The sequence below is a fragment of the Acinetobacter sp. XS-4 genome (genome assembly GCF_023920705.1).
GTDB lineage: Bacteria > Pseudomonadota > Gammaproteobacteria > Pseudomonadales > Moraxellaceae > Acinetobacter.
Window position 1 is genome coordinate 1 of sequence record NZ_CP094657.1, and the last position, 24073, is coordinate 24073.

General features: G+C 41.1%; 14 protein-coding genes, 2 tRNA genes and 3 rRNA genes. 16 read left to right on the forward strand and 3 right to left on the reverse strand.

Translation table 11 applies throughout. The features are described from left to right. Nucleotides 1-100: 100 nt before the first annotated feature. From dnaA to MMY79_RS00030, 6 genes are all read left to right on the forward strand, one after another. On the forward strand, nt 101-1507 hold the full coding sequence (dnaA, locus tag MMY79_RS00005) for a chromosomal replication initiator protein DnaA (RefSeq protein WP_252611076.1): 1407 nt from the start codon (nt 101-103) through the stop codon (nt 1505-1507). Nucleotides 1508-1604: 97 nt separating this feature from the next. Next, entirely contained in the window at nt 1605-2753 is a 1149-nt protein-coding gene (dnaN, locus tag MMY79_RS00010; RefSeq protein WP_252611078.1) for a DNA polymerase III subunit beta, read from the forward strand. Nucleotides 2754-2767: 14 nt separating this feature from the next. Continuing rightward, on the forward strand, nt 2768-3850 hold the full coding sequence (gene recF, locus MMY79_RS00015) for a DNA replication/repair protein RecF (protein WP_252611080.1): 1083 nt from the start codon (nt 2768-2770) through the stop codon (nt 3848-3850). A 52-nt stretch (nt 3851-3902) separates the two neighbouring features. Continuing rightward, nucleotides 3903-6371, forward strand: coding sequence for a DNA topoisomerase (ATP-hydrolyzing) subunit B (gene gyrB, locus MMY79_RS00020; RefSeq protein WP_252611082.1), 2469 nt, complete (start codon nt 3903-3905; stop codon nt 6369-6371). Between the two features lie 37 nt (nt 6372-6408). Beyond that, nucleotides 6409-6801 carry a cytochrome b562 gene (gene cybC, locus MMY79_RS00025; protein WP_252611084.1) on the forward strand — a complete coding sequence of 131 codons (393 nt, stop codon included), beginning with the start codon at nt 6409-6411 and terminating at the stop codon, nt 6799-6801. A gap of 124 nt (nt 6802-6925) precedes the next feature. After that, the gene (locus MMY79_RS00030) at nt 6926-7852 is read left to right on the forward strand and encodes a hypothetical protein (RefSeq protein ID WP_252611086.1); all 927 of its coding nucleotides are present in this window, start codon (nt 6926-6928) and stop codon (nt 7850-7852) included. Between the two features lie 50 nt (nt 7853-7902). Here the strand turns inward: MMY79_RS00030 and MMY79_RS00035 are convergent, their stop codons facing one another. Next, nucleotides 7903-9831, reverse strand: coding sequence for an ATP-binding cassette domain-containing protein (locus MMY79_RS00035; protein ID WP_252611088.1), 1929 nt, complete (start codon nt 9829-9831; stop codon nt 7903-7905). 253 nt (nt 9832-10084) lie between these two features. On the opposite strand from MMY79_RS00035, the gene MMY79_RS00040 reads away from it, so the two are divergent. The 4 genes from MMY79_RS00040 to erpA all read left to right on the forward strand — a co-directional run bounded on the left by MMY79_RS00040 (nt 10085) and on the right by erpA (nt 14171). After that, complete coding sequence (locus tag MMY79_RS00040; protein WP_252611091.1) at nt 10085-11089, forward strand: putative solute-binding protein; 1005 nt, start codon at nt 10085-10087, stop codon at nt 11087-11089. A gap of 255 nt (nt 11090-11344) precedes the next feature. Next, on the forward strand, nt 11345-12352 hold the full coding sequence (locus MMY79_RS00045) for a putative solute-binding protein (RefSeq protein WP_003656045.1): 1008 nt from the start codon (nt 11345-11347) through the stop codon (nt 12350-12352). A 354-nt stretch (nt 12353-12706) separates the two neighbouring features. After that, on the forward strand, nt 12707-13711 hold the full coding sequence (locus MMY79_RS00050; RefSeq protein WP_016139742.1) for a putative solute-binding protein: 1005 nt from the start codon (nt 12707-12709) through the stop codon (nt 13709-13711). A gap of 124 nt (nt 13712-13835) precedes the next feature. Then, nucleotides 13836-14171 (forward strand): iron-sulfur cluster insertion protein ErpA, encoded by a 336-nt coding sequence (gene erpA, locus MMY79_RS00055; protein ID WP_003656048.1) that lies wholly within the window; start codon nt 13836-13838, stop codon nt 14169-14171. Between the two features lie 62 nt (nt 14172-14233). Here the strand turns inward: erpA and MMY79_RS00060 are convergent, their stop codons facing one another. Continuing rightward, complete coding sequence (locus MMY79_RS00060) at nt 14234-15076, reverse strand: alpha/beta hydrolase (RefSeq protein WP_252611092.1); 843 nt, start codon at nt 15074-15076, stop codon at nt 14234-14236. 127 nt (nt 15077-15203) lie between these two features. Continuing rightward, nucleotides 15204-16331 (reverse strand): anhydro-N-acetylmuramic acid kinase, encoded by a 1128-nt coding sequence (locus MMY79_RS00065; protein WP_252611094.1) that lies wholly within the window; start codon nt 16329-16331, stop codon nt 15204-15206. Nucleotides 16332-16392: 61 nt separating this feature from the next. Here MMY79_RS00065 and tyrS point away from each other — a divergent pair, with 61 nt between their 5' ends. The 6 genes from tyrS to rrf all read left to right on the forward strand — a co-directional run bounded on the left by tyrS (nt 16393) and on the right by rrf (nt 24032). Next, on the forward strand, nt 16393-17625 hold the full coding sequence (gene tyrS, locus MMY79_RS00070) for a tyrosine--tRNA ligase (protein WP_252611096.1): 1233 nt from the start codon (nt 16393-16395) through the stop codon (nt 17623-17625). Nucleotides 17626-18688: 1063 nt separating this feature from the next. Then, nucleotides 18689-20226, forward strand: a 16S ribosomal RNA gene (locus tag MMY79_RS00075). Nucleotides 20227-20285: 59 nt separating this feature from the next. Continuing rightward, nucleotides 20286-20362 (forward strand) — tRNA-Ile (locus MMY79_RS00080). Nucleotides 20363-20418: 56 nt separating this feature from the next. Continuing rightward, a tRNA-Ala gene (locus tag MMY79_RS00085) sits at nt 20419-20494 on the forward strand. 351 nt (nt 20495-20845) lie between these two features. Next, a 23S ribosomal RNA gene (locus MMY79_RS00090) occupies nt 20846-23738 on the forward strand. Between the two features lie 179 nt (nt 23739-23917). Beyond that, nucleotides 23918-24032 (forward strand): 5S ribosomal RNA (gene rrf / locus MMY79_RS00095). Together the 16S, 23S and 5S rRNA genes with 2 tRNA genes alongside form the textbook arrangement of a ribosomal RNA operon. Nucleotides 24033-24073 lie beyond the last annotated feature (41 nt).

Consider the following 24073-nt stretch of genomic DNA (forward strand, 5'->3'; position numbering starts at 1 on the left):
GACAGATGTGGATAACTTGGTTAGAATGGCGACCCCTTCTCGTCAGGAAGGGTTGATCTTTAGATGGTTTGAATTTAAAACGCAGAAATAGGGGATACACATGCTTTGGACAGACTGCTTAACTCGCTTGCGACAAGAGCTCTCTGATAACGTCTTTGCGATGTGGATTCGCCCATTAGTTGCTGAAGAAGTAGAAGGAATACTACGACTCTATGCTCCTAACCCTTATTGGACGCGTTACATTCAAGAGAATCATTTAGAATTAATTTCTATATTGGCTGAGCAGTTATCAGAAGGGCGTGTTCGTCAGGTTGAGATTTTAGTTGATTCTCGTCCTGGGAGCATTTTATCGTCGAGTGAACAACCAGCAACCACTACGGCTGCTTTGCAAACTGCACCACCACAAAGTATTAAAGTAAAAAAAGAACCAGAGTCTGTTTCTAGTCCTCATGCGAATAGTGTGGTCAATCCGAAAACATCGAAAAAGAAACTGCTTAATCCTCAGTTTACTTTTTCTTTATTTGTTGAAGGCCGTTCGAACCAAATGGCTGCTGAAACATGTAGAAAAGTATTAACTCAATTAGGTGCATCACAGCATAACCCTTTGTTTTTATACGGACCAACAGGGCTGGGTAAGACACACTTAATGCAGGCAGTTGGTAACGCTTTATTACAAGCCAAACCCAATGCCCGTGTGATGTATATGACTTCTGAGAGTTTTGTTCAGGATTTTGTGAGTTCGTTACAAAAAGGTAAAGTAGAAGAGTTTAAGAAAAACTGTCGTTCTTTAGATTTATTGTTGGTTGATGATATTCATCTCTTAGCAGGTAAAGAAGCGAGTCTAGTTGAGTTCTTCTATACATTTAATGCCTTACTTGATGAATCTAAACAAATTATTTTAACTTCAGACCGTTATCCAAAAGAATTAACAGAGTTAGATCCGCGTTTAGTTTCTCGTTTTTCTTGGGGGCTTTCAGTCGGTGTTGAACCACCAGATATTGAAACTCGTATCGAAATTTTATTAAAGAAAGCGGAAAATAGCGGCGTTGATTTACCTCGAAATTGTGCATTATTTATTGCACAACAAGTTGTTGCGAATGTACGTGAACTTGAAGGTGCGCTTAATAAAGTTGTTGCAATTTCCCGTTTTAAAGGTGCGCCAATCGATCTTGATGTCGTTCGTGAGTCTTTAAAAGATGTGTTGGCTATTCGTGCACGAACAATTAGTGTAGAAAATATCCAGCGCGTGGTGAGTGAATATTTCCGTATCCCGTTAAAAGAATTAGTAGGGCCAAAACGTACTCGAATTTATGCCCGACCACGCCAGTTGGCAATGGGACTTGCTCGTGAATTGACTGGTGATAGTTTTCCCGAAATTGGAATGGCTTTTGGTGGGCGCGACCACAGTACAGTGATGCATGCTTGTGAAAAAGTAGCCAGTCTGCGCGGAGAAGATCCAATTTTTGACGAAGATTATAAAAATCTGCTGCGTCTACTTCAGAGTTAATGAAATAATAAGACCTTGTTGCAAAGTCTACGTAAGTGCAGCATAGTACACAGCTAAAAAATGAAATATTTGCTCCAAGTTGCTAGAGGAATGAATCGTGCGTTTGAAAATCGCTAAAGAAAGTTTACTCAATGTTTTATCGCATGTTGTCGGTGCGGTAGAACGTCGTCACACATTGAATATTCTTTCAAACGTCAAAATTCAGACTAATGCTCAGGCGCTCACCATTACTGGTTCTGATCTAGAAGTCGAACTGGTTGCGAGCACTGTTTTAACAGAAGGGGCATGCCTTGAAGCAGGGGAAACCACAGTCCCTGCCCGTAAATTAATGGAAATTTGTAAATCATTGCCTACAGCTGCATTAATTGATTTACAAATTACTGAAGATCAAAGATGTATTTTAAAGTCTGGTAATAGCCGTTTCGTATTAGGGACTTTGCCTGCAGAAGATTATCCATTATTGACGACTGAAAATAGTCAAGGTACTCAAGTACAAGTTACCCAACGTGAGTTAAAGCGTTTATTTGAAAAAACTGCTTTTGCGATGGCCGTACAAGATGTACGCTTCTATTTAACGGGTACTTTATTGGAAATTGATGAAAATCAATTACGTGCAGTAACAACAGATGGTCACCGTTTAGCACTTTGTGAAATTACTGCTTCTTCTACGTCATCTCAATTGGTTCAGGCCATTGTACCTCGTAAAGCTGTAGGTGAATTACAGCGTTTATTGAGTATTGAAGATGAACAATTAACATTGTTGATTGGTCGTGAATTGTTAAATGTAACCATCAATACGCCAAGTCGTGACAAGGAACAGGGCGATATTACTGTTCGTTTTACTACAAAATTGATTGATGGGAAATTCCCTGATTATCGTCGTGTAATTCCACGTGGTGGCGATAAACATGTATTAATTAGCCATGATGTCTTTAAGCAATCATTACAGCGTGTTGCAATTTTGAGTAATGAAAAGTTGCGTGGCGTTTTCTTGAATTTTAATCAGGATTCTTTACAGCTTCGTGCGAATAACCCTGAGCAAGATGAAGCTATTGAAGATTTAGCTATTCAATATCAAAATGTACCGCTCGAAATGTCATTTAATGCGCAATATTTACTAGAAGTATTGGGTGTACTTGATGGCGATGACGTAAATATGAGTATGAGTGAGGCGAATCAGTCTGTTTTGGTTCAAGACCCAGCCCATGCTGATCAAACTTATGTAGTTATGCCGATGCGTGTATAGTCTGGCTATCTAATATGCATCTTACGCGCTTAAACATTGAACGCGTGCGTAATTTAAAAACGGTTGCACTCCAAGGGTTGCAACCGTTTAATATATTTTATGGCGCTAATGGTTCAGGGAAAACCTCAATTCTGGAAGCAATTCATTTGCTTGCAACAGGGCGATCTTTCCGCACTCATATTCCTAAAAATTATATTCAGTATGCTGCCGAAGATGCGATTGTCTTTGCACAGTCTAGTACTGAGAAAATAGGTATGCAAAAGTTAGCATCTGGTGAGCAATTGATGAAGGTCAATGGCGATACCGTAGCTACCCAAGGCCAACTTGCTAAATTGCTTCCTTTGCAGCATCTTGATCCACAAAGTACAGACATTATTGACCATGGAGCAAAACCACGACGCCAACTTTTAGATTGGCTGATGTTCCACGTGGAACCTGAGTTTTATTTTGCATGGCAATACTATTCGCGTGCATTAAAACAGCGAAATACGTTACTTAAAACTAGGCGGAATTTATCTTTGGCTGATTTAGAGCCTTGGAACAAAATGCTGAGTGATTATGGTGAAATTTTGCACTCTCAGCGCTTGGGTATTGTGGAGCAATGGAACGTCTTTTTTCAAAATGATTTGAGTCAATTACTCCCTGATCTTGAAATTGAACTGGAATACAGCTCAGGTTTTCATACAGAGCAGGGGCTCATGCAAGACCTGCTTAATCAACACCAAAAAGATATCGAAAGACGGTATACCGAATATGGTCCACATCGGGCAGATTTGCGCTTAAAAACCCCGTATGGACATGCTGATGTGGTTTTATCAAGAGGCCAGAAAAAACTACTGATTATTGCCTTAAAACTGTCACAAATTGCAATGTTGCATGCGAGTAATAAGGAAACTGTGGTATTATTAGATGATCTGACAGCAGAATTAGACTTAACCGCACAACAACGTTTAATTGAACGATTAAGCCAACTTGGTAGCCAGGTTTTTATGACAACTTTAGATCATGCATCGGTAAAAAAACATTTACATGATTTGTCTATTTCATATCAATTATTCAATGTTGAATCCGGTCAAGTTAGTCTTGCTTCACCATAATTTTTTGATGTTACCCATCTTTGAATAAACCTATATTTGCTAGGGAGAAACCATGAGTTCAGAGTCTCAATCAGCCTCTCAAACAGAACAAACCAATGAAAAGGCTTATGATTCCTCTAGTATTAAAGTATTACGTGGATTAGATGCAGTTCGTAAACGTCCGGGTATGTATATTGGGGATACAGACGACGGTACCGGTTTACACCATATGGTATTCGAGGTAGTCGATAACGCAATCGATGAAGCTTTAGCTGGGCATTGTGATGAAATTATTGTCACTATTCATGAAGATGAATCAGTAAGCGTTTCGGACAATGGTCGTGGTATTCCAACCGATATTCACCCTGAAGAAGGTGTTTCTGCAGCGGAAGTAATTCTTACCATTCTGCACGCAGGTGGTAAGTTTGATGACAACAGCTATAAGGTTTCAGGTGGTTTACACGGCGTAGGTGTTTCTGTAGTAAACGCACTTTCGAGTAAATTACATTTAATGATTTCTCGTGCTGGTCAAGTGCATGAGCAAGAATATCAACACGGTGATCCGCAATATCCATTACGTGTGATTGGTGAAACGGATAAGAGTGGTACAACAGTACGTTTTTGGCCAAGTGAATTAACATTTACTCAAACCATTTTTAACGTAGAAATTCTAGCACGCCGTTTACGTGAGCTTTCATTCTTAAACGCGGGCGTACGTATTGTATTACGCGATGAACGTATTAACCTTGAACATATATATGACTACGAAGGTGGATTATCTGAGTTTGTAAAATACATTAACGAAGGTAAAACTCATCTGAATGAGATTTTCCATTTTACCGCGGATACAGATAACGGTATTGGTGTAGAAGTAGCCTTGCAGTGGAATGAAAGTTATCAAGAAAACGTTCGTTGCTTTACCAATAACATTCCTCAAAAAGATGGCGGTAGCCATTTAGCGGGTTTCCGTGCAGCTTTGACGCGTGGTTTAAACCAATATCTTGAAAATGAAAATATTCTCAAGAAAGAAAAAGTCAATGTAACGGGTGACGATGCTCGTGAAGGTTTAACCGCTATTATTTCGGTAAAAGTACCTGATCCAAAATTTTCATCTCAAACCAAAGAAAAACTAGTATCGAGTGAAGTAAAACCTGCTGTTGAGCAAGCAATGAATAAAGAGTTCTCTGCTTACTTACTTGAAAACCCGCAAGCTGCAAAATCAATTGCCGGTAAGATTATTGATGCTGCACGTGCGCGTGATGCTGCACGTAAAGCGCGTGAAATGACGCGTCGTAAGAGCGCACTTGATATTGCTGGTTTACCAGGTAAATTGGCTGATTGTCAGGAAAAAGATCCAGCACTTTCTGAATTATATCTTGTCGAGGGTGATTCTGCTGGTGGTAGTGCCAAGCAAGGTCGTAACCGTAAAATGCAGGCTATTTTGCCGTTGAAAGGTAAAATCCTAAACGTTGAACGCGCACGCTTTGACAAAATGATTTCTAGTCAGGAAGTGGGTACTTTAATTACTGCTCTTGGCTGTGGTATTGGCCGTGAAGAATATAATCCTGACAAGCTGCGTTATCATAAAATCATTATCATGACCGATGCCGACGTTGACGGTTCGCACATTCGAACTTTGTTGTTAACGTTCTTCTTCCGTCAAATGCCAGAATTGGTTGAGCGTGGGTATATTTATATTGCACAGCCACCTTTATACAAATTGAAAAAAGGTAAGCAAGAACAATACATCAAAGATAATGATGCATTGGAAAATTATTTAATTTCAAATGCGATTGATGAACTATCTTTGCATACTAATGCTGAAGCACCATCAATTACAGGTGAAGCACTTGCTAAAGTCATTCAGGATTATCAAGTTTCGCAAAAGAGCTTACAGCGCTTAACGTTACGTTATCCAGCTAGCTTACTAGATGCTTTACTTGAAGTGGATGCATTCAAGAGCGATCAAAATCATGATCAGGCTTATGTACAACAATGGGCTGATCAGGTAAAAGAGATCATTACAAGATTACAGCCAAGTTTACGTCCAGAAATTACACTAGAGTCATTTGAACGTGAAAATGCTCAGGGTGAAAAATCTGCGCATTATTGGCCGCGTATTACGGTATATGTTCATAACCTTCCACATGCATATTTGCTTGATGCAGGTTTGTTGAACTCAGCTGAGTATGCTCGTTTGCTGAAAAACTCGAAGAGTTGGTTCAGTTTGCTTGAAGATGGTGCTTATTTACAAAAAGGTGATCGCCGTATTCAAGTGGCTAACTTCCATCAAGTTTGGCAACACATTTTGCAAGATTCGCGCCGCGGTATGATGATCCAGCGCTATAAAGGTCTTGGTGAGATGAATGCTGAACAGCTTTGGGAAACGACAATGGATCCTGAAAACCGTCATATGTTGCAGGTAACCATTGACGATGCGATTGAAGCAGACCGTATGTTCTCTTGCTTGATGGGGGATGATGTGGAACCACGTCGTGCATTCATTGAAGAGAATGCTTTAAATGCAGATATTGATGCTTAATTGAGAACACGATTCTAAATCAGTCTAGGGAGAGAAGATGATGGGTCAGAAAGTATTAGCTAGCTTGTTAATCTCATGCGCGTTTTTAGGAAGCTCTGCTGTTTGGGCAGCTGATTTAGAAACGAATATGAAAACTTTAGCTAAGAGCACTAAAGCATTTGCTGAAGCGAAAGATGTTGCTAATGCGAAACAACAACTTGTTGTAATGCGTGAAGCAGCAGTTTCTTCTAAGCAATATTTGCCACATAAACTCGAAGGTTTACCTTCAGGAAATGTACAGGTAAAAGAGTACCAAGCTGGTTTAGATCAGCTTGTTGCTGAGATTGATAAAGTAACTGCATTAGTTGGGCAAGGACAATTAGACCAAGCAAAAACTGAAGCAATCAATTTAGTCAAAATTCGAAATGAAAATCATAAAAAATTTAGATAATTCTTTTTATGATGATTAAGAAAAGGCTTTGTTTAATTTAAGACAAAGCCTTTTTTTTATAAGAAATAAACTTTTAAACGGCCATTTAGATGGTAGTTTCCATTTATATCAAGAGAATATAATTTTGAAAAAAACACAAAAACTCTTATGCATTGGGATCATGTTTTTTAATTGCCTATTTCAACTGCATGCTGCTACAGCCCCAACCATTTATGGAAAATTAGTATTTCATCGTTATAGTGATTATGACGCATGGGACAGTAAGCTTTATCTTTATAACTTCACAACGCAGCAGACTACATTACTGGGCGCGAATTGGAAAATCGACCATATGATGAATGGTCATTTTTCTCCAGATGGAAAATGGTTAACGTTCATGGGTGTGGCTTCTGGGCAGCACTATGGAGATGCATGGGACATATATGCTTGGAAAGTGGGCAGTAATGAGTTACCCATTAATTTAACTCAGGGAAATAATAAGCGTGATGAAGATCCTAAATTCATAGATAACCAGCGTATTATTTTTAAACAAAATGGTGACTTAAAAATCGTCAAAATGACTGATCGTACAATTAAGTCAGTCACCCAAAATGGTTGGGATATAGAAGAGTCTATGCCTTATCCAATGGTCAATACTACCCAAATTTTATATGCAAAAGGTGCTGGGGATAATTCTAGAATTTTTAGTATTGATCAGTCGGGAGCCTATGATACACAGCTAACCAATATTGCCTCATATTATCCAGTATGGTGGCAAGGAAGTCGGTTTTTATATGTGCGCTGGTATAGCTCAACAAATGCCCATGATCAGATTTATGCTTATGATATAGCTAATAAACAAACCACACGTTTGCCATTTAACAGTAATACCGTCGACACTTCAGACCCGGCTCCTTTAGATCAGCGTTACATGGTTGTATCTCTTGCGGGTCAGATAGGAAGCCGTGGTGGTTATGATCTATATATCGCGGATAGTCTATCAAGCAATGTTTGGCCTTTACCTGTAAATACCAATTTAAATGAATTAGGGGCTTTTTATACCCCTTATTAATTAATAAAAAAGCCGATTAAGAAATCGGCTTTTTTATTTAGGAAAATAGATTATTCAAAAGAAGTTTCCATTTCTTCCAATTCCATCATGAGTTCTAAAAGCTGCTCTTCATATTGCTCAAGTTTAGCCTTTAGTTCAGTCTGTTCATTCATAAGTTTTAACAAATCATCTTTACGTGCAGCCTCATATAGAGATGTGTCTGCTAGAGATTCTTCAATTTTGACAAGCTGTGGTTGCAGCTTCTCAATTTGAGACTCAACTTTTTCAATATTTTTACGAATAGGTCGCGTTTGTTCACGACGGCGAGCTGCTTCTTTACGCTGTGCTTCTTTATCAACTTTAGAAGGGGCAGCAGCGGTAGATGAAGAATTATTTTGCCCTACAGTATTTTGAGCATTGATGAGTTGCTGACGTGCTTCACGTAGCCATTTTGCATAATCCTGTAAATCACCTTCGAATTCGGTACATTTACCGCCGTGTACCAAAAGAAGCTCGTCACAAACACTTGCAATCAGTTGTCGTTCATGGGAAACCAGTACAACAGCACCTTCAAAGTCTTGTAATGCCATGCTTAATGCATGACGCATATCAAGATCTAAATGGTTCGTCGGTTCATCGAGAATTAAAACATTTGGGCGCTGCCATACAATGAGTGCGAGGGCTAAACGAGCGCGCTCTCCACCAGAAAAGGTTTCACATGGCGTATCCATGCGTTCACCACTAAAGCCAAAACTACCTAAGAAAGAGCGTAGGGTAGCTTCACTAATTTTTTTATCTGCTATACGAGCAAGCTGTAACATTGGGCTAGCATGACCATCTAAAGCATCCATTTGATGCTGGGCAAAGTAACCAATATTAAGTAACTCTGACGCCTTGCGTTCACCAGCTAAGAGCGGTAAATCACCTACTAAACTCTTAATTAAGGTCGATTTACCCGCGCCGTTCATACCAAGTAAACCAATACGTGAGGTTGGTGTAATTTGTAATCTGATTTTTTCGGCAATTTGTTTATCGCCATAACCAATGCTGGCATTGTCTAAAGTCAGCAAAGGAGAACTCATTTTGGTCGGTTCACGGAAACTAAACGTAAACGGCGTATCTACATGAGCAGGTGCAAGTTGCTGCATGCGCTCAAGTTGTTTAATACGACTTTGTGCCTGACGAGCTTTCGTCGCTTTTGCCTTAAAACGATCAATAAATTTTTGTAGATGAGCGCGCGTTTCTTCTTGTTTCTCAAAAGCTTGTTGTTGCTGGGCAAGACGTTCACTACGCGTAGTTTCAAATGTAGAGTAGTTTCCGGTGTAAAGCGTGAGTTCTTGATTTTCAATGTGAAGAATATGATCTGTAATTGCATCTAAAAAGTCGCGGTCATGCGAAATTAGAATGAGTGTACCTTCATAGGCTTTAAGCCAATCTTCTAACCACAAGATGGCATCCAAGTCTAAGTGGTTTGTTGGTTCATCTAGTAATAATAAATCTGAACGGCTCATGAGGGTACGTGCCAAATTTAAGCGCATACGCCATCCACCTGAGAAACTCTCAACGTTCAAACGCAATTGATTTTCTAGAAAACCAAGACCAGCCATGAGTTGGGCTGCTTTAGATGGTGCTGAATAACCATGAATTTCATCAAATCGGCCATGCAATTTAGCCAATTCAAAGTCACTTAGTTGATCTGGTTGAGCAAGCTTATTTTGAATATCCCAAAATTCTTCATCACCTGAAAGAACAAAATCAATTGCAGGCATATCTAAGGCTTTTATTTCTTGGGCCATATGTGCGACGGTCCAGCCTGTAGGACGAGTAAGGGAACCTTCATCGGCACCTAAACTCCCTAGTAATGCTGCAAATAATGTCGATTTACCTGCACCATTTACCCCAGTTAGACCAATCTTCCAACCTGGGTGTAATTGCATAGACGCTTTTTGAAATAGAACACGTCCACCGCGGCGTAAAGAAACTTGGTCAAATTGAATCATCTTATTGTATCGAGGTGAGTTAGGGATGCTGTATTTTAAAGACAACTGCCGATGAAAACAAAACATTCCGGATTTTAGTGAGTCGCAGTCAATAATTGCATGTATCAAGATAGGCTGGATTTCGCTATTCATCCGAAATTTTCAAAATATTGAACAAGATAGAACATCTTTGAAAAAATATGACTAAAATAAAAACAGTTTAAAGTTTGGTTGATTATTGAGCTACTAATAAAACTAGACTAAGGAAAGTCAAATGAAAAAAAGATTGGGGATAATAGGCGCAGTATTTTACTGTGCTATGGGAACAGTACATGCTGGACAAAATGTGTGTGTATTTGATTTATTAGGAAAGTCAGGGGAATCCTATAAATTGATGGAAGAGTGGGCGCTTGCAGCGAAAGAGTGGCAAGCAGATATCACCTTAATTCCATTTCAAGATGAAGCTTTGGTTGACCGCAGACTGCGTGAAGGTAAGTGTGATGCCGCTTATATGACTTCCATGCGAGCGAGAAATTACAATAAATTTGCAGGTTCGATTGATGCGATTGGTGGAGTAACCAGTAATGCAATTGCTCAAAAAGCGATTAGCTATGTTTTAGATAAGCGCAATAAACATCGTATGGTAACTGCACAAAATGGAACCAATTACGAAGTTGTTGGGATTGTTCAGATTGGATTGGCTTATTTATTTGTAAGAGATAAAAACCTTAATTCAATTGAAAAAGTACGTGGAACTAAGTTTGCTATTTTGCAATATGATGTAGCACAGAAAATTATGGTTGAAAGTGTTGGGGCAAAGCCAATCCCTTCTGAAATTACCGATTTTGTAAAAAAGTTTAATAGTGGCCAAGTCGATGCAATTGCTGCACCAGCATATGCTTATAAACCCTTAGAGATTGGTAAAGGAATTGGAACAAATGGGGCGATGTTTACTTTTCCAGTGGTGAATGTTACTGGCGATCTAATTACGAGAAATGACAAGTTTCCAGTCGATTTTGGAATAAAGTCGCGTGATTGGTTTATACAAAAACTACCTCAGAACTTTGCCATGATCAAACGGCTAGAAATGGGTGTGCCATCAAAAATTAAAATAAATTTTTCAGCTGAAGACAAAACTAAATATCAAAAGATTTTACGTGAAGGTCGTCTCAGCTTAACAAAGCAGGGGGTATACGATGCAACAATGATGAGTGTGCTGAAACGTGCTCGCTGTACAGTCGAACGGATAAATTTTGAATGTACCCTTAATGGAGAGTAGTTTATTTTTTAAACACAAAAACGCTACATATATTTCAAAACTGAATATGGGTATGAAAATTGTGAATATAAAAAATAACTTACGTAAAATCAGCTATTTTTCCTACTAATAAATAATTTGTGTCTGACAAACAATGATCTGAAGGAATAAAAAAAATTGAGTAAAAGCTCTATTTTTTTCTAAAAAACATGATTAATATCTGTCTTTGAAAGGAAACTTCAAACAAAAAATCTGTTCCGTGGAAGGATGAAGAAAATGAAAAAAATCGTACTTGCTATGGCTGCCGCTTCTGTTGTTGGTTTTTCTGCTTCAGCGCAAGCAGCGAGTACCGTATGTGTATTCGACCTCTTAGGAAAAGCAGGCGACTCATATAAAATGATGGAAGAATGGGCTCTAGCTGCAAAAGGCTGGGGTACTGAAATTAACTTAGTTCCTCGTCAGGACGAGGCTGTTGCTGATAATGATTTTAAAGCAGGCAAATGTGATGCTGTAGCAATGACAGCAATGCGTGCACGCCAATATAACAAATTCGCAGGATCTATCGATTCACTCGGCGGTGTTCCAAATAACCAAATCGCTCAACGTGCAATTACTTATGTATTAGATGCGCGTAATGCAGCAAAAATGACCACTAATATGGGTGGTAAAAAATATGAAGTTGCTGGTATTTCTCCGCTAGGTTCAGCATTCATTTTCGTACGTGACAAAAACATCAACTCTGTTGAAAAAGCTGCGGGTAAAAAATTCGCTGTACTTGGCTATGACGATGCACAAAAAATTATGGTGCAACGCGTAGGCGCTCAAGCGGTTCTTTCTGATATTTCAAACTTTGCTGCGAAATTTAACAATGGTCAGGTGGATATGGTAGGTGCACCTGCTTATGCTTACAAACCATTAGAGTTAAATAAAGGTTTAGGTGCAAACGGTGTAATGTGGAACTTCCCTGTATTACACGTTACAGCAGATCTAGTATTACGTTCTGATAAATTCCCAGCTGGTTTTGGTCAAAAATCTCGTGACTGGTTCGTTAAACAGTTGCCTAAGAACTTTGCAATGATCAACCGTTTAGAAGCGCAAATTCCTGGCAAATACAAAATGAACTTAAGTGCAGAAGACAAACTTAAGTATCAAAAAATGTTGCGTGATGGCCGTATGGACTTAACTAAACGCGGTGTTTACGATGCAGGAATGATGTCTGTACTTAAAAAAGCACGTTGTTCTGTAGACAAGGCTAACTTTGAATGTTCAATGCCTGGTGAATAATCCTAATTTCTTTCAAAAAGCCTAGACCTAGTTCTAGGCTTTTTGTTTTGTATGTGCTGTCAATTCTGCCATTGTGGTTAGTTAGAAAGACGTTAAGCTAAATTTAGATAAAAACTTCATAAGGAAACATGAAGGTATAAAAATGGATCAAGGACTTGAGTGATTAAAATAATTGCTAATAGGTGGGGCAATCTCTGTCTATTTTTCATGGAAATAAAATCATAAAAGCAAAATGGATTCGTAAAAATATCTTCAATATGATTTTTCATATGAGGCCTATCCGACTCATACCCTGTCGGTGTGAAATTTCTTGGTATCGAAAAACAAAAACTCCACAAGGAAAGGAAAAAGAATATGCAATTTTCCAAAATGCTATTACTTGCGATGGGACTTACTACAGTTTCTTTTGCAGCTCAGGCTAAACAAACAGTATGTGTTTTTGACTTCGTTGGTAAAAATGGCGATGTCTATGCACTGATGAAGGATTATCAACTTGCAGCTAAAAACTGGGGAGCTGATATCGAACTTAAAGTAAACCAGAATGAAGCCGTGATTGCTGAAGATTTTAAAGCAGGCAAATGTGATGGTATTAGTGTGTCAGGGATGCGTGGCCGTCAATTTAACTCATTTACTGGGTCATTAGATGCAATCGGGGCCATTCCTGACCTCAAGCTTGCTGTAAAAATAATGCAAGGTTTAGCGAGTCCGACTTTTAGTAAATATATGGTTAATGGTCGCTATGAGGTTGTAGGTGTTATTCCAGTGGGTGATGCTTATCTTTTAGTAAATGATCGCAGCATCAATACAGTAGCGAAAGCCGCAGGGAAAAAAATTGCGGTTCTTGACTACGATGAAGCTCAAAAAATTATGGTTCAGCAAGTAGGGGCGCAGGCTGTTAGTGCTGACATAACAAATTTTGGTGCCAAATTTAATAACCATCAAGTTGATATTATTGGTGCACCAGCTGCTGCATTTAAACCTTTAGAACTACAAAAAGGTTTAGGAACAAAAGGTGCGATTGTAAATTATCCGATCTTACAGGTCACAGGAAATATTATTATCCGTCCTGATAAGTTCCCAGCTGGTTTTGGGCAAAAATCTAGAGAATGGGTTTCAGGTCAGTTACCACGTGCTTTTACCATCTTGGGTAAAATGAAAGCTGATATTCCACAAAAATACTGGATGGATGTTCCAGCAGCAGATAAACCGGGTTACCAAAAGCTCATGCGTGAGTCTCGAATTAACCTTACACAGCGTGGTGTGTACGATAAACGTATGATGAAACTCCTTTGGCAATTCCGTTGTAAGCAAGATGCTAAAAACTTCGAATGTGGTTTACAGGAAGAAAATTACAAATAATCTTGATAAAAATACTCAAGATTGGCTTTAAACTTCGAAGACAGACCCTATATTGATTATGCTATACTCAATATAGGGTCTTTTTTATTTTGAAAGGCACAGCAAAATCCGAGGAACAATCATCATGAATGCCCAAGCTCTAGTTTTGACAGATAATGCTGCCAATAAGGTACGCCAACTCCGTGATAGTGAAGGGAATGACGATCTCATGTTACGTGTATATGTAACAGGAGGCGGGTGTTCAGGGTTTTCGTATGGCTTCAATTTTGCTGAAAGCGTAAATGAAGATGATGCAGAATTCGTAAATGGCGATGTAAAAATGCTTGTGGACTCACTTAGCTATCAATATTTAATTGGCTCAGTGGTTGACTATGTAGAAGGGCTTGAAGGGTCACGTTTTATTATCCAAAACCCGAATGCAACAACAACATGTGGTTGTGGTTCTTCGTTCTCAATTTAAAAATAATTTTAAAATTCAAAAAACCTCTCTATGTTGAGAGGTTTTTTTTATTGTCCATATTCTTACTTTTCACGGACAGATTCTAAAAAGTATTGCACCAGTTCAGGTGCATTCTGATAGGGAATCCAATGCGTTGCATCCATAAAAACTGCGTCATAACTATTTTTAAAATAATGTGAGTTTAGCTCGGCACTTTTCTCTGTAACGGCAATATCATGTTTACCCCAAATAAAGAGAGTAGGGACATCTATGGCTTTAAACGGATTTTGAGGCTTGTCCCAAAAAAAGCCACGATACCAATTCAACGCCGTAGTTAATCTATTTTCTTCTATAAATTCAGCCTCAAATATCGCAATTTGTTGCTCGGTCATACCTGATGACTTAAGAAACTTACGGCCCAATTTAGGTATCTTTTTAAATAAAAGTTCGGGCAGAATCGGTAGCTGAAAAATTGCAAAATAATAAGATTTAAAAAGTTGTCTGCTGCTTAAACAGGCTTTTAAAAAAGCAGCTTGGTGGGGCACAGAAACTAAAGTGAGATGTTGAATATATTGTGGGTATTTCATCGCAACGCCCGAAGCAATTGCTGAGCCCCAGTCATGCCCAATTAAATAAACTGGCTGACCAAGCTGCTCAATTAAACTCGCCACATCTTCTACAAGTTCACTCAGTGAATATTGAAATCGGCTTTGAGGCCTAGCATTTACACTATAACCACGTTGATGGATCGCGAGCGTTCTAAATTGATGCTGATGCAATAACTCGGAGGTTTGCTCCCAACTATGAGCAGTCTCTGGAAAACCATGCAATAAAACAACGAGTGGACCATCTATAGGGCCTGAATCAATCACATCGAATGTCCAAGCCCCACGTGTGTATTGATGAATACGGTTGGTCAGATCCATGAAAACATGCCTTAAATTATTTTTGTCGGCATTTATCATGAGTTTTTATGCTCATTTAAATAACAGCATTTCGGGTCAGTAAATGTGCTATGAGGTCGAATCTAACCAATCAAATCAATAAATAATTTTATACCGCTGTGATCGTACCTAGAATTCTAAAATCCGAAGCACCTGTTACTGCTGGCAAATTACCACTTAAACCATTTACAAAACGCATTGCTAACCAAGCAAATGCGGTAGCCTCGACCCAAGTAGGGGAGAGTCCTAAAACATCTGTAGGTTGAACAGACCAATTGTGCTTACGAAGACGCCAGCGTAATTGTTCTAATAAATAAGAGTTATAAGCACCACCACCACATACATATACTTCACCTGTTTCCATCTCAGAACGATAAATCGCTTTTTGAATGGCACGCACAGTAAGCTTTAATAAAGTGGCTTGGATGTTTTCAGGCGTATCTTCTAACTCATCGTAAGTTAAATCATTTCGCCAATCGATTAACTGATCATCTAACCAGTCAATATTAAAGTCTTCACGTCCTGTGCTCTTAGGCGGTTCTTTAGAAAAATATTCATGTGCATGAAGACGATCGAGTAAAGAGCGAATAGGATGACCATAGGCAGCCCAATCACCATTTTCATCATATGGATGACCTGTATGGCGATGGCACCAAGCATCCATCAAAATATTTGCAGGCCCTGTATCAAAACCAAATACGCCGTCAGCATTATTGGCAGGCAGCATACTCACATTAGCAATACCACCCAAATTTAAAATCACACGATGAATACTTGGATGTTGAAATAAGGCTTGATGGAAAGCTGGAACCAATGGTGCACCTTGACCACCTGCTGCCATATCTCTACGACGAAAATCTGAAACAACCGGAATCTGAGTGATTTCGGTAATGATATTTGGATCGCCAATTTGTAACGTAAAACCATGTTCTGGACGGTGACGAATGGTTTGCCCATGTGACCCAATTGCTTTAATTTGACTACGATCTAACTGGTTTTTTTCAATCAGAGTATTAATCCCATGACCAATCATTTTCGCTAGAGCAACATCAGCTTTACCCATGCGGTCAATTTCATTGTCATCAGGCAAAGTTAACGCCATAAGCTCATCACGTAACTCGGGTTCAAATGGAACTGTAAGAGTGGCATGAAGCTGTAGTGGCTCAAATGAAGCCGCAACAATATCCACACCATCCATACTAGTGCCAGTCATTACGCCGATATAGATTGCGCTCATATGCAACTTCCCCTGCAAGACGCTGAAAAAATGTTAGTATATCGCACAAATTGAATAACTGATGTGTTTAGGTTTTGTGATGTCAAATTTCTTGCCCGCCGAAGAACAGCTTGCCCTCATCCAACGAGGCACGCACGAAATTATTTCAGAAGAAGATTTACTGAAAAAGCTCAAAGAGAGTCGTCCTCTTAAAATTAAAGCTGGTTTCGACCCTACAGCACCAGATTTACATTTAGGACATACGGTTCTTATTAACAAACTAAAAACTTTCCAAGATTTGGGCCATGAAGTTACCTTCTTAATTGGTGACTATACAGCGATGATCGGTGACCCAACTGGTAAAAGTGCAACTCGTCCACCGTTGTCACGTGAACAAGTAGAAGCCAACGCTAAAACTTATCAAGAACAAGTTTTCAAAATATTAGACCCGAATAAAACAAAAGTACGTTTCAACTCAGAATGGTTTAATCAAAAGTCTGCTGCTGACCTTATTCAGCTAGCAAGCCAGCAAACCGTATCTCGCATGTTAGAACGTGATGATTTTACTAAGCGCTATAGCAACCATCAGCCAATTGCAATCCATGAGTTCTTGTATCCTTTAGTACAAGGCTATGACTCTATTGCACTCGAAGCTGACGTAGAGTTAGGGGGTACAGACCAGACCTTTAACTTACTTATGGGTCGTACTTTACAAAGCCGTTATGGTCAAGAATCACAAGTGTGTATCACTGTGCCGATTCTAGAAGGTTTAGATGGCGTCAATAAAATGTCTAAATCTTTAGCTAACTATATTGGTGTATTTGATACACCAGGGGCAATGTACCAAAAAGTTTTATCAATGCCTGATTCTTTAATTGAACGCTATTTCGATTTACTCAGCTTCAAATCTCTAGATGAGATCAAAACTTTATTAGATGAAATTGCTGCTGGTCGTAATCCGCAAGAAGTAAAACGTATTCTTGCACTTGAGCTGGTTGAACGTTTCCATGATGCAGAAGCTGCCGCTAATGCCCATAAAAGTGCTGGTAACGTTATTACAGAAGGTGAAGTACCAGAAGACACCCCAGAAGTGACTATTTCACGTGGTGAGTTTGGTGGGGAAATCTTTATTGCTACGATTTTACGTGTAGCTGGTTTAAATCCAAATGCAGCAGCTGCAAAAGATGCAGTAGCTCGCGGTGCAGTAAAAGTTGACTGGAATGCTGTTGATGCAGGTTTCTCTGTAAAAGAAAACGGTACTTTCATTATTCAGTCAGGTAAAAAAGCAATTGCACGTGTAACGTTCACTGACTAAGAATGTTATGTAGTGATAAAAAGCAGGAGTAATCCTGCTTTTTTTATTTAAGGATTCACAAAAACAATTCTACGTTCCACGTGGAACAATCTATAGTTCAATAATAATGAAAAGTAATCAAAGCAAATAAGAAGATGGAGAGAAATATAGGTTGAGAGTAGAGTATTTGCTCTAATCTATCTTTGGAATCTTTGGAATCTTTGGAATCTTTGGAATCTTTGGAATCTTTGGAATCTTTGGAATCTTTGGAATCTTTGGAATCTTTGGAATCTTTGGAATCTTTGGAATCTTTGGAATCTTTGGAATCTTTGGAATCTTTGGAATCTTTGGAATCTTTGGAATCTTTGGAATCTTTGGAATCTTTGGAATCTTTGGAATCTTTGGAATCTTTGGAATCTTTGGAATCTTTGGAATCTTTGGAATCTTTGGAATCTTTGGAATCTTTGGAATCTTTGGAATCTTTGGAATCTTTGGAATCTAGAATGCTATATATGCATATATCCTCTATAAGAAGACATCTAAAATCTAAGATGAACAGTATTTTTCCAAAATAAAAATTGATAAAGTGGTGAAAACGCCTAAAAAAAAGGCATATATATCACTTTTTCTTAGAAATAGAAGAAAAAATCGGCACTCGATAGAAAAAGGCAGAAATACCCCTTGCAAAGGGTTATTAATCCTCTATAATGCACATCCATCGGCGGTGATGCAGATAAGAACTTGTTGAAAAACAGTTACTTGGAATTAAGTTGATTACTTTAGGTAGTGAATTTGATGAGAAGTTGGTTTTGAGAATAAGTTTTGAAAATATCGAAATTACCTGTTGACTTTTAAGAGATTAAGAGTAATATAGCCGACCTAGCTTGCTGGTGACGAACCAGGAAGAAGATCATTAAGAAATTATGAAGAACAACTTGTGTGGATTTTTACTGATTGATTGATCGAAATATTATCATTGATTGATTGGTTTAAATTACTCGAAGTTTATTTGAGCGAAATTTAAGTCAGAAAATTGATGAGCCAGAATTGGCACCTTGTCTTTAATAAGGTGCAAAATGATTTTTAACTGAAGAGTTTGATCATGGCTCAGATTGAACGCTGGCGGCAGGCTTAACACATGCAAGTCGAGCGGAGTGATGGTGCTTGCACTATCACTTAGCGGCGGACGGGTGAGTAATGCTTAGGAATCTGCCTATTAGTGGGGGACAACATTTCGAAAGGAATGCTAATACCGCATACGTCCTACGGGAGAAAGCAGGGGATCTTCGGACCTTGCGCTAATAGATGAGCCTAAGTCGGATTAGCTAGTTGGTGGGGTAAAGGCCTACCAAGGCGACGATCTGTAGCGGGTCTGAGAGGATGATCCGCCACACTGGGACTGAGACACGGCCCAGACTCCTACGGGAGGCAGCAGTGGGGAATATTGGACAATGGGCGCAAGCCTGATCCAGCCATGCCGCGTGTGTGAAGAAGGCCTTATGGTTGTAAAGCACTTTAAGCGAGGAGGAGGCTACTTTAGTTAATACCTAGAGATAGTGGACGTTACTCGCAGAATAAGCACCGGCTAACTCTGTGCCAGCAGCCGCGGTAATACAGAGGGTGCAAGCGTTAATCGGATTTACTGGGCGTAAAGCGCGCGTAGGCGGCTAATTAAGTCAAATGTGAAATCCCCGAGCTTAACTTGGGAATTGCATTCGATACTGGTTAGCTAGAGTGTGGGAGAGGATGGTAGAATTCCAGGTGTAGCGGTGAAATGCGTAGAGATCTGGAGGAATACCGATGGCGAAGGCAGCCATCTGGCCTAACACTGACGCTGAGGTGCGAAAGCATGGGGAGCAAACAGGATTAGATACCCTGGTAGTCCATGCCGTAAACGATGTCTACTAGCCGTTGGGGCCTTTGAGGCTTTAGTGGCGCAGCTAACGCGATAAGTAGACCGCCTGGGGAGTACGGTCGCAAGACTAAAACTCAAATGAATTGACGGGGGCCCGCACAAGCGGTGGAGCATGTGGTTTAATTCGATGCAACGCGAAGAACCTTACCTGGCCTTGACATAGTAAGAACTTTCCAGAGATGGATTGGTGCCTTCGGGAACTTACATACAGGTGCTGCATGGCTGTCGTCAGCTCGTGTCGTGAGATGTTGGGTTAAGTCCCGCAACGAGCGCAACCCTTTTCCTTATTTGCCAGCGAGTAATGTCGGGAACTTTAAGGATACTGCCAGTGACAAACTGGAGGAAGGCGGGGACGACGTCAAGTCATCATGGCCCTTACGGCCAGGGCTACACACGTGCTACAATGGTCGGTACAAAGGGTTGCTACCTAGCGATAGGATGCTAATCTCAAAAAGCCGATCGTAGTCCGGATTGGAGTCTGCAACTCGACTCCATGAAGTCGGAATCGCTAGTAATCGCGGATCAGAATGCCGCGGTGAATACGTTCCCGGGCCTTGTACACACCGCCCGTCACACCATGGGAGTTTGTTGCACCAGAAGTAGGTAGTCTAACCGCAAGGAGGACGCTTACCACGGTGTGGCCGATGACTGGGGTGAAGTCGTAACAAGGTAGCCGTAGGGGAACCTGCGGCTGGATCACCTCCTTAACGAAAGATTGACGATTGGTAAGAATCCACAACAAGTTGTTCTTCATAGATGTATCTGAGGGTCTGTAGCTCAGTTGGTTAGAGCACACGCTTGATAAGCGTGGGGTCACAAGTTCAAGTCTTGTCAGACCCACCATGACTTTGACTGGTTGAAGTTATAGAAAAGAAGATACAGAACTGATGATGTAAGCTGGGGACTTAGCTTAGTTGGTAGAGCGCCTGCTTTGCACGCAGGAGGTCAGGAGTTCGACTCTCCTAGTCTCCACCAGAACTTAAGAGAAGTTCGGATTACAGAAATTAGTAAATAGAGATTTAGATCTTAGTTTATTAACTTCTGTGATTTAAGTATCACGGTATTAAGCATGACCTGACGAAGGCGTGTTTATTCATTAACAGATTGGCAAAATTGAGTCTGAAATAAATTGTTCACTCAAGAGTTTAGATTAAGCAATTGATCTAAATGAATTGAGAACTAGCAAATTAACTGAATCAAGCGTTTTGGTATATGAATTAGATTGAAGCTGTACAGTGTTTAAGTACACAGGCAACAGATAGTAGCGATGAAGAATCGCACGGACAACACTCACTTGTAGGTGTTGACGACTGTTTGGGGTTGTATAGTCAAGTAATTAAGTGCATGTGGTGGATGCCTTGGCAGTCAGAGGCGATGAAAGACGTAATAGCCTGCGATAAGCTCCGGGGAGGCGGCAAATATCCTTTGATCCGGAGATTTCTGAATGGGGGAACCCACCTACTTTAAGGTAGGTATTGCAACATGAATACATAGTGTTGCAAGGCGAACGAGGGGAAGTGAAACATCTCAGTACCCTTAGGAAAAGAAATCAATTGAGATTCCCTTAGTAGCGGCGAGCGAACGGGGATCAGCCCATTAAGTTATGTGTGTTTTAGTGGAACGCTCTGGGAAGTGCGAACGTAGAGGGTGATATTCCCGTACACGAAAGGGCACACATAATGATGACGAGTAGGGCGAGGCACGTGAAACCTTGTCTGAATATGGGGGGACCATCCTCCAAGGCTAAATACTCCTGACTGACCGATAGTGAACCAGTACCGTGAGGGAAAGGCGAAAAGAACCCCTGTGAGGGGAGTGAAATAGATCCTGAAACCGCATGCATACAAGCAGTGGGAGCCGACTTGTTCGGTGACTGCGTACCTTTTGTATAATGGGTCAGCGACTTATATTCAGTAGCGAGGTTAACCGTATAGGGGAGCCGTAGAGAAATCGAGTCTTAATAGGGCGTTTAGTTGCTGGGTATAGACCCGAAACCAGGCGATCTATCCATGAGCAGGTTGAAGGTTGGGTAACACTAACTGGAGGACCGAACCCACTGTCGTTGAAAAGCCAGGGGATGACTTGTGGATAGGGGTGAAAGGCTAATCAAGCCTGGTGATAGCTGGTTCTCCCCGAAAGCTATTTAGGTAGCGCCTCGGACGAATACCATAGGGGGTAGAGCACTGTTTCGGCTAGGGGGTCATCCCGACTTACCAAACCGATGCAAACTCCGAATACCTATGAGTACTATCCGGGAGACAGACTGCGGGTGCTAACGTCCGTAGTCAAGAGGAAAACAATCCAGACCGCCAGCTAAGGCCCCAAAATCATAGTTAAGTGGGAAACGATGTGGGAAGGCATAGACAGCTAGGAGGTTGGCTTAGAAGCAGCCACCCTTTAAAGAAAGCGTAATAGCTCACTAGTCGAGTCGGCCTGCGCGGAAGATGTAACGGGGCTAAAACTATGTGCCGAAGCTGCGGATTTGACTTTAAGTCAAGTGGTAGGGGAGCGTTCTGTAAGCCGATGAAGGTGTATTGAGAAGTATGCTGGAGGTATCAGAAGTGCGAATGCTGACGTGAGTAACGACAAAACGGGTGAAAAACCCGTTCGCCGAAAGACCAAGGGTTCCAGTCCAACGTTAATCGGGGCTGGGTGAGTCGACCCCTAAGGCGAGGCCGAAAGGCGTAGTCGATGGGAAATTGGTTAATATTCCAATACTTCTGTGTAATGCGATGAGAGGACGGAGAAGGTTAAGTCAGCCTGGCGTTGGTTGTCCAGGTGAAAGGAAGTAGGCATGCATCTTAGGCAAATCCGGGGTGCTCTATGCTGAGATCTGATAGCAAGCTGTACTTGTACAGCGAAGTGGCTGATACCATGCTTCCAGGAAAAGTCTCTAAGCTTCAGTTACACAGGAATCGTACCCTAAACCGACACAGGTGGTCAGGTCGAGTAGACCAAGGCGCTTGAGAGAACTCTGCTGAAGGAACTAGGCAAAATGGTACCGTAACTTCGGGAGAAGGTACGCTGTTGTTGGTGATGGAACTTGCTTCCTGAGCTGATGACAGCCACAGAAACCAGGCCGCTGCAACTGTTTATTAAAAACATAGCACTCTGCAAACACGAAAGTGGACGTATAGGGTGTGATGCCTGCCCGGTGCTGGAAGGTTAATTGATGGGGTTAGCGTAAGCGAAGCTCTTGATCGAAGCCCCAGTAAACGGCGGCCGTAACTATAACGGTCCTAAGGTAGCGAAATTCCTTGTCGGGTAAGTTCCGACCTGCACGAATGGCATAATGATGGCGGCGCTGTCTCCAGCAGAGGCTCAGTGAAATCGAAATCGCTGTGAAGATGCAGTGTACCCGCGGCTAGACGGAAAGACCCCGTGAACCTTTACTGCAGCTTGACATTGAACTTTGACCTTACTTGTGTAGGATAGGTGGGAGGCTTTGAAGTTGGAACGCTAGTTCCAATGGAGCCGTCCTTGAAATACCACCCTGGTAATGTTGAGGTTCTAACTCTGCCCCGTAATCCGGGGCGAGGACCATGTCTGGTGGGTAGTTTGACTGGGGCGGTCTCCTCCTAAAGAGTAACGGAGGAGTACGAAGGTGCGCTCAGCGTGGTCGGAAATCACGCGTAGAGTATAAAGGCAAAAGCGCGCTTAACTGCGAGACCCACAAGTCGAGCAGGTACGAAAGTAGGTCTTAGTGATCCGGTGGTTCTGTATGGAAGGGCCATCGCTCAACGGATAAAAGGTACTCTGGGGATAACAGGCTGATACCGCCCAAGAGTTCATATCGACGGCGGTGTTTGGCACCTCGATGTCGGCTCATCTCATCCTGGGGCTGAAGCAGGTCCCAAGGGTATGGCTGTTCGCCATTTAAAGAGGTACGCGAGCTGGGTTTAGAACGTCGTGAGACAGTTCGGTCCCTATCTACCGTGGGCGCTGGAAATTTGAGAGGATCTGCTCCTAGTACGAGAGGACCAGAGTGGACGAACCTCTGGTGTACCGGTTGTGACGCCAGTCGCATCGCCGGGTAGCTATGTTCGGAAGGGATAACCGCTGAAAGCATCTAAGCGGGAAGCCTACCTCAAGATAAGATTTCCCTAGGACTTTATGTCCTCTAAAGAGCCGTTCGAGACTAGGACGTTGATAGGTTGGATGTGGAAGCATAGTGATATGTGAAGCTGACCAATACTAATTGCTCGTGAGGCTTGACTATACAACACCCAAGCAGTTGTATATAAAGCATCAATCGATTCATTAATGTACAAAGCAACTTGATTTAGTTATATGCTTAGCTAAAATGAACAAATAAAGTAAGATTCAATCAGCCCATCTGTAAAGTTTTGGAAAACGCATCGGCACATTAAGACCAATGCAAGTATCCATACCAGTTGTGCTGGCGACCATAGCAAGAGTGAACCACCTGATCCCTTCCCGAACTCAGAAGTGAAACCTCTTAGCGCTGATGGTAGTGTGGGGTTTCCCATGTGAGAGTAAGTCATCGCCAGCTCATTATTCTAAACACCCCCTACTTAATCGTTGGGGGTGTTT

Bases quoted from the DNA above. Each gene is read 5' to 3' on its own strand.
- dnaA (WP_252611076.1), top strand. From the start codon at position 101: ATGCTTTGGACAGACTGCTTAACTCGCTTGCGACAAGAGCTCTCTGAT.
- recF (WP_252611080.1), top strand. From the start codon at position 2,768: ATGCATCTTACGCGCTTAAACATTGAACGCGTGCGTAATTTAAAAACG.
- gyrB (WP_252611082.1), top strand. From the start codon at position 3,903: ATGAGTTCAGAGTCTCAATCAGCCTCTCAAACAGAACAAACCAATGAA.
- cybC (WP_252611084.1), top strand. From the start codon at position 6,409: ATGATGGGTCAGAAAGTATTAGCTAGCTTGTTAATCTCATGCGCGTTT.
- MMY79_RS00035 (WP_252611088.1), bottom strand. From the start codon at position 9,831: ATGATTCAATTTGACCAAGTTTCTTTACGCCGCGGTGGACGTGTTCTA.
- MMY79_RS00040 (WP_252611091.1), top strand. From the start codon at position 10,085: ATGAAAAAAAGATTGGGGATAATAGGCGCAGTATTTTACTGTGCTATG.
- MMY79_RS00045 (WP_003656045.1), top strand. From the start codon at position 11,345: ATGAAAAAAATCGTACTTGCTATGGCTGCCGCTTCTGTTGTTGGTTTT.
- MMY79_RS00050 (WP_016139742.1), top strand. From the start codon at position 12,707: ATGCAATTTTCCAAAATGCTATTACTTGCGATGGGACTTACTACAGTT.
- erpA (WP_003656048.1), top strand. From the start codon at position 13,836: ATGAATGCCCAAGCTCTAGTTTTGACAGATAATGCTGCCAATAAGGTA.
- MMY79_RS00060 (WP_252611092.1), bottom strand. From the start codon at position 15,076: ATGGATCTGACCAACCGTATTCATCAATACACACGTGGGGCTTGGACA.
- MMY79_RS00065 (WP_252611094.1), bottom strand. From the start codon at position 16,331: ATGAGCGCAATCTATATCGGCGTAATGACTGGCACTAGTATGGATGGT.
- tyrS (WP_252611096.1), top strand. From the start codon at position 16,393: ATGTGTTTAGGTTTTGTGATGTCAAATTTCTTGCCCGCCGAAGAACAG.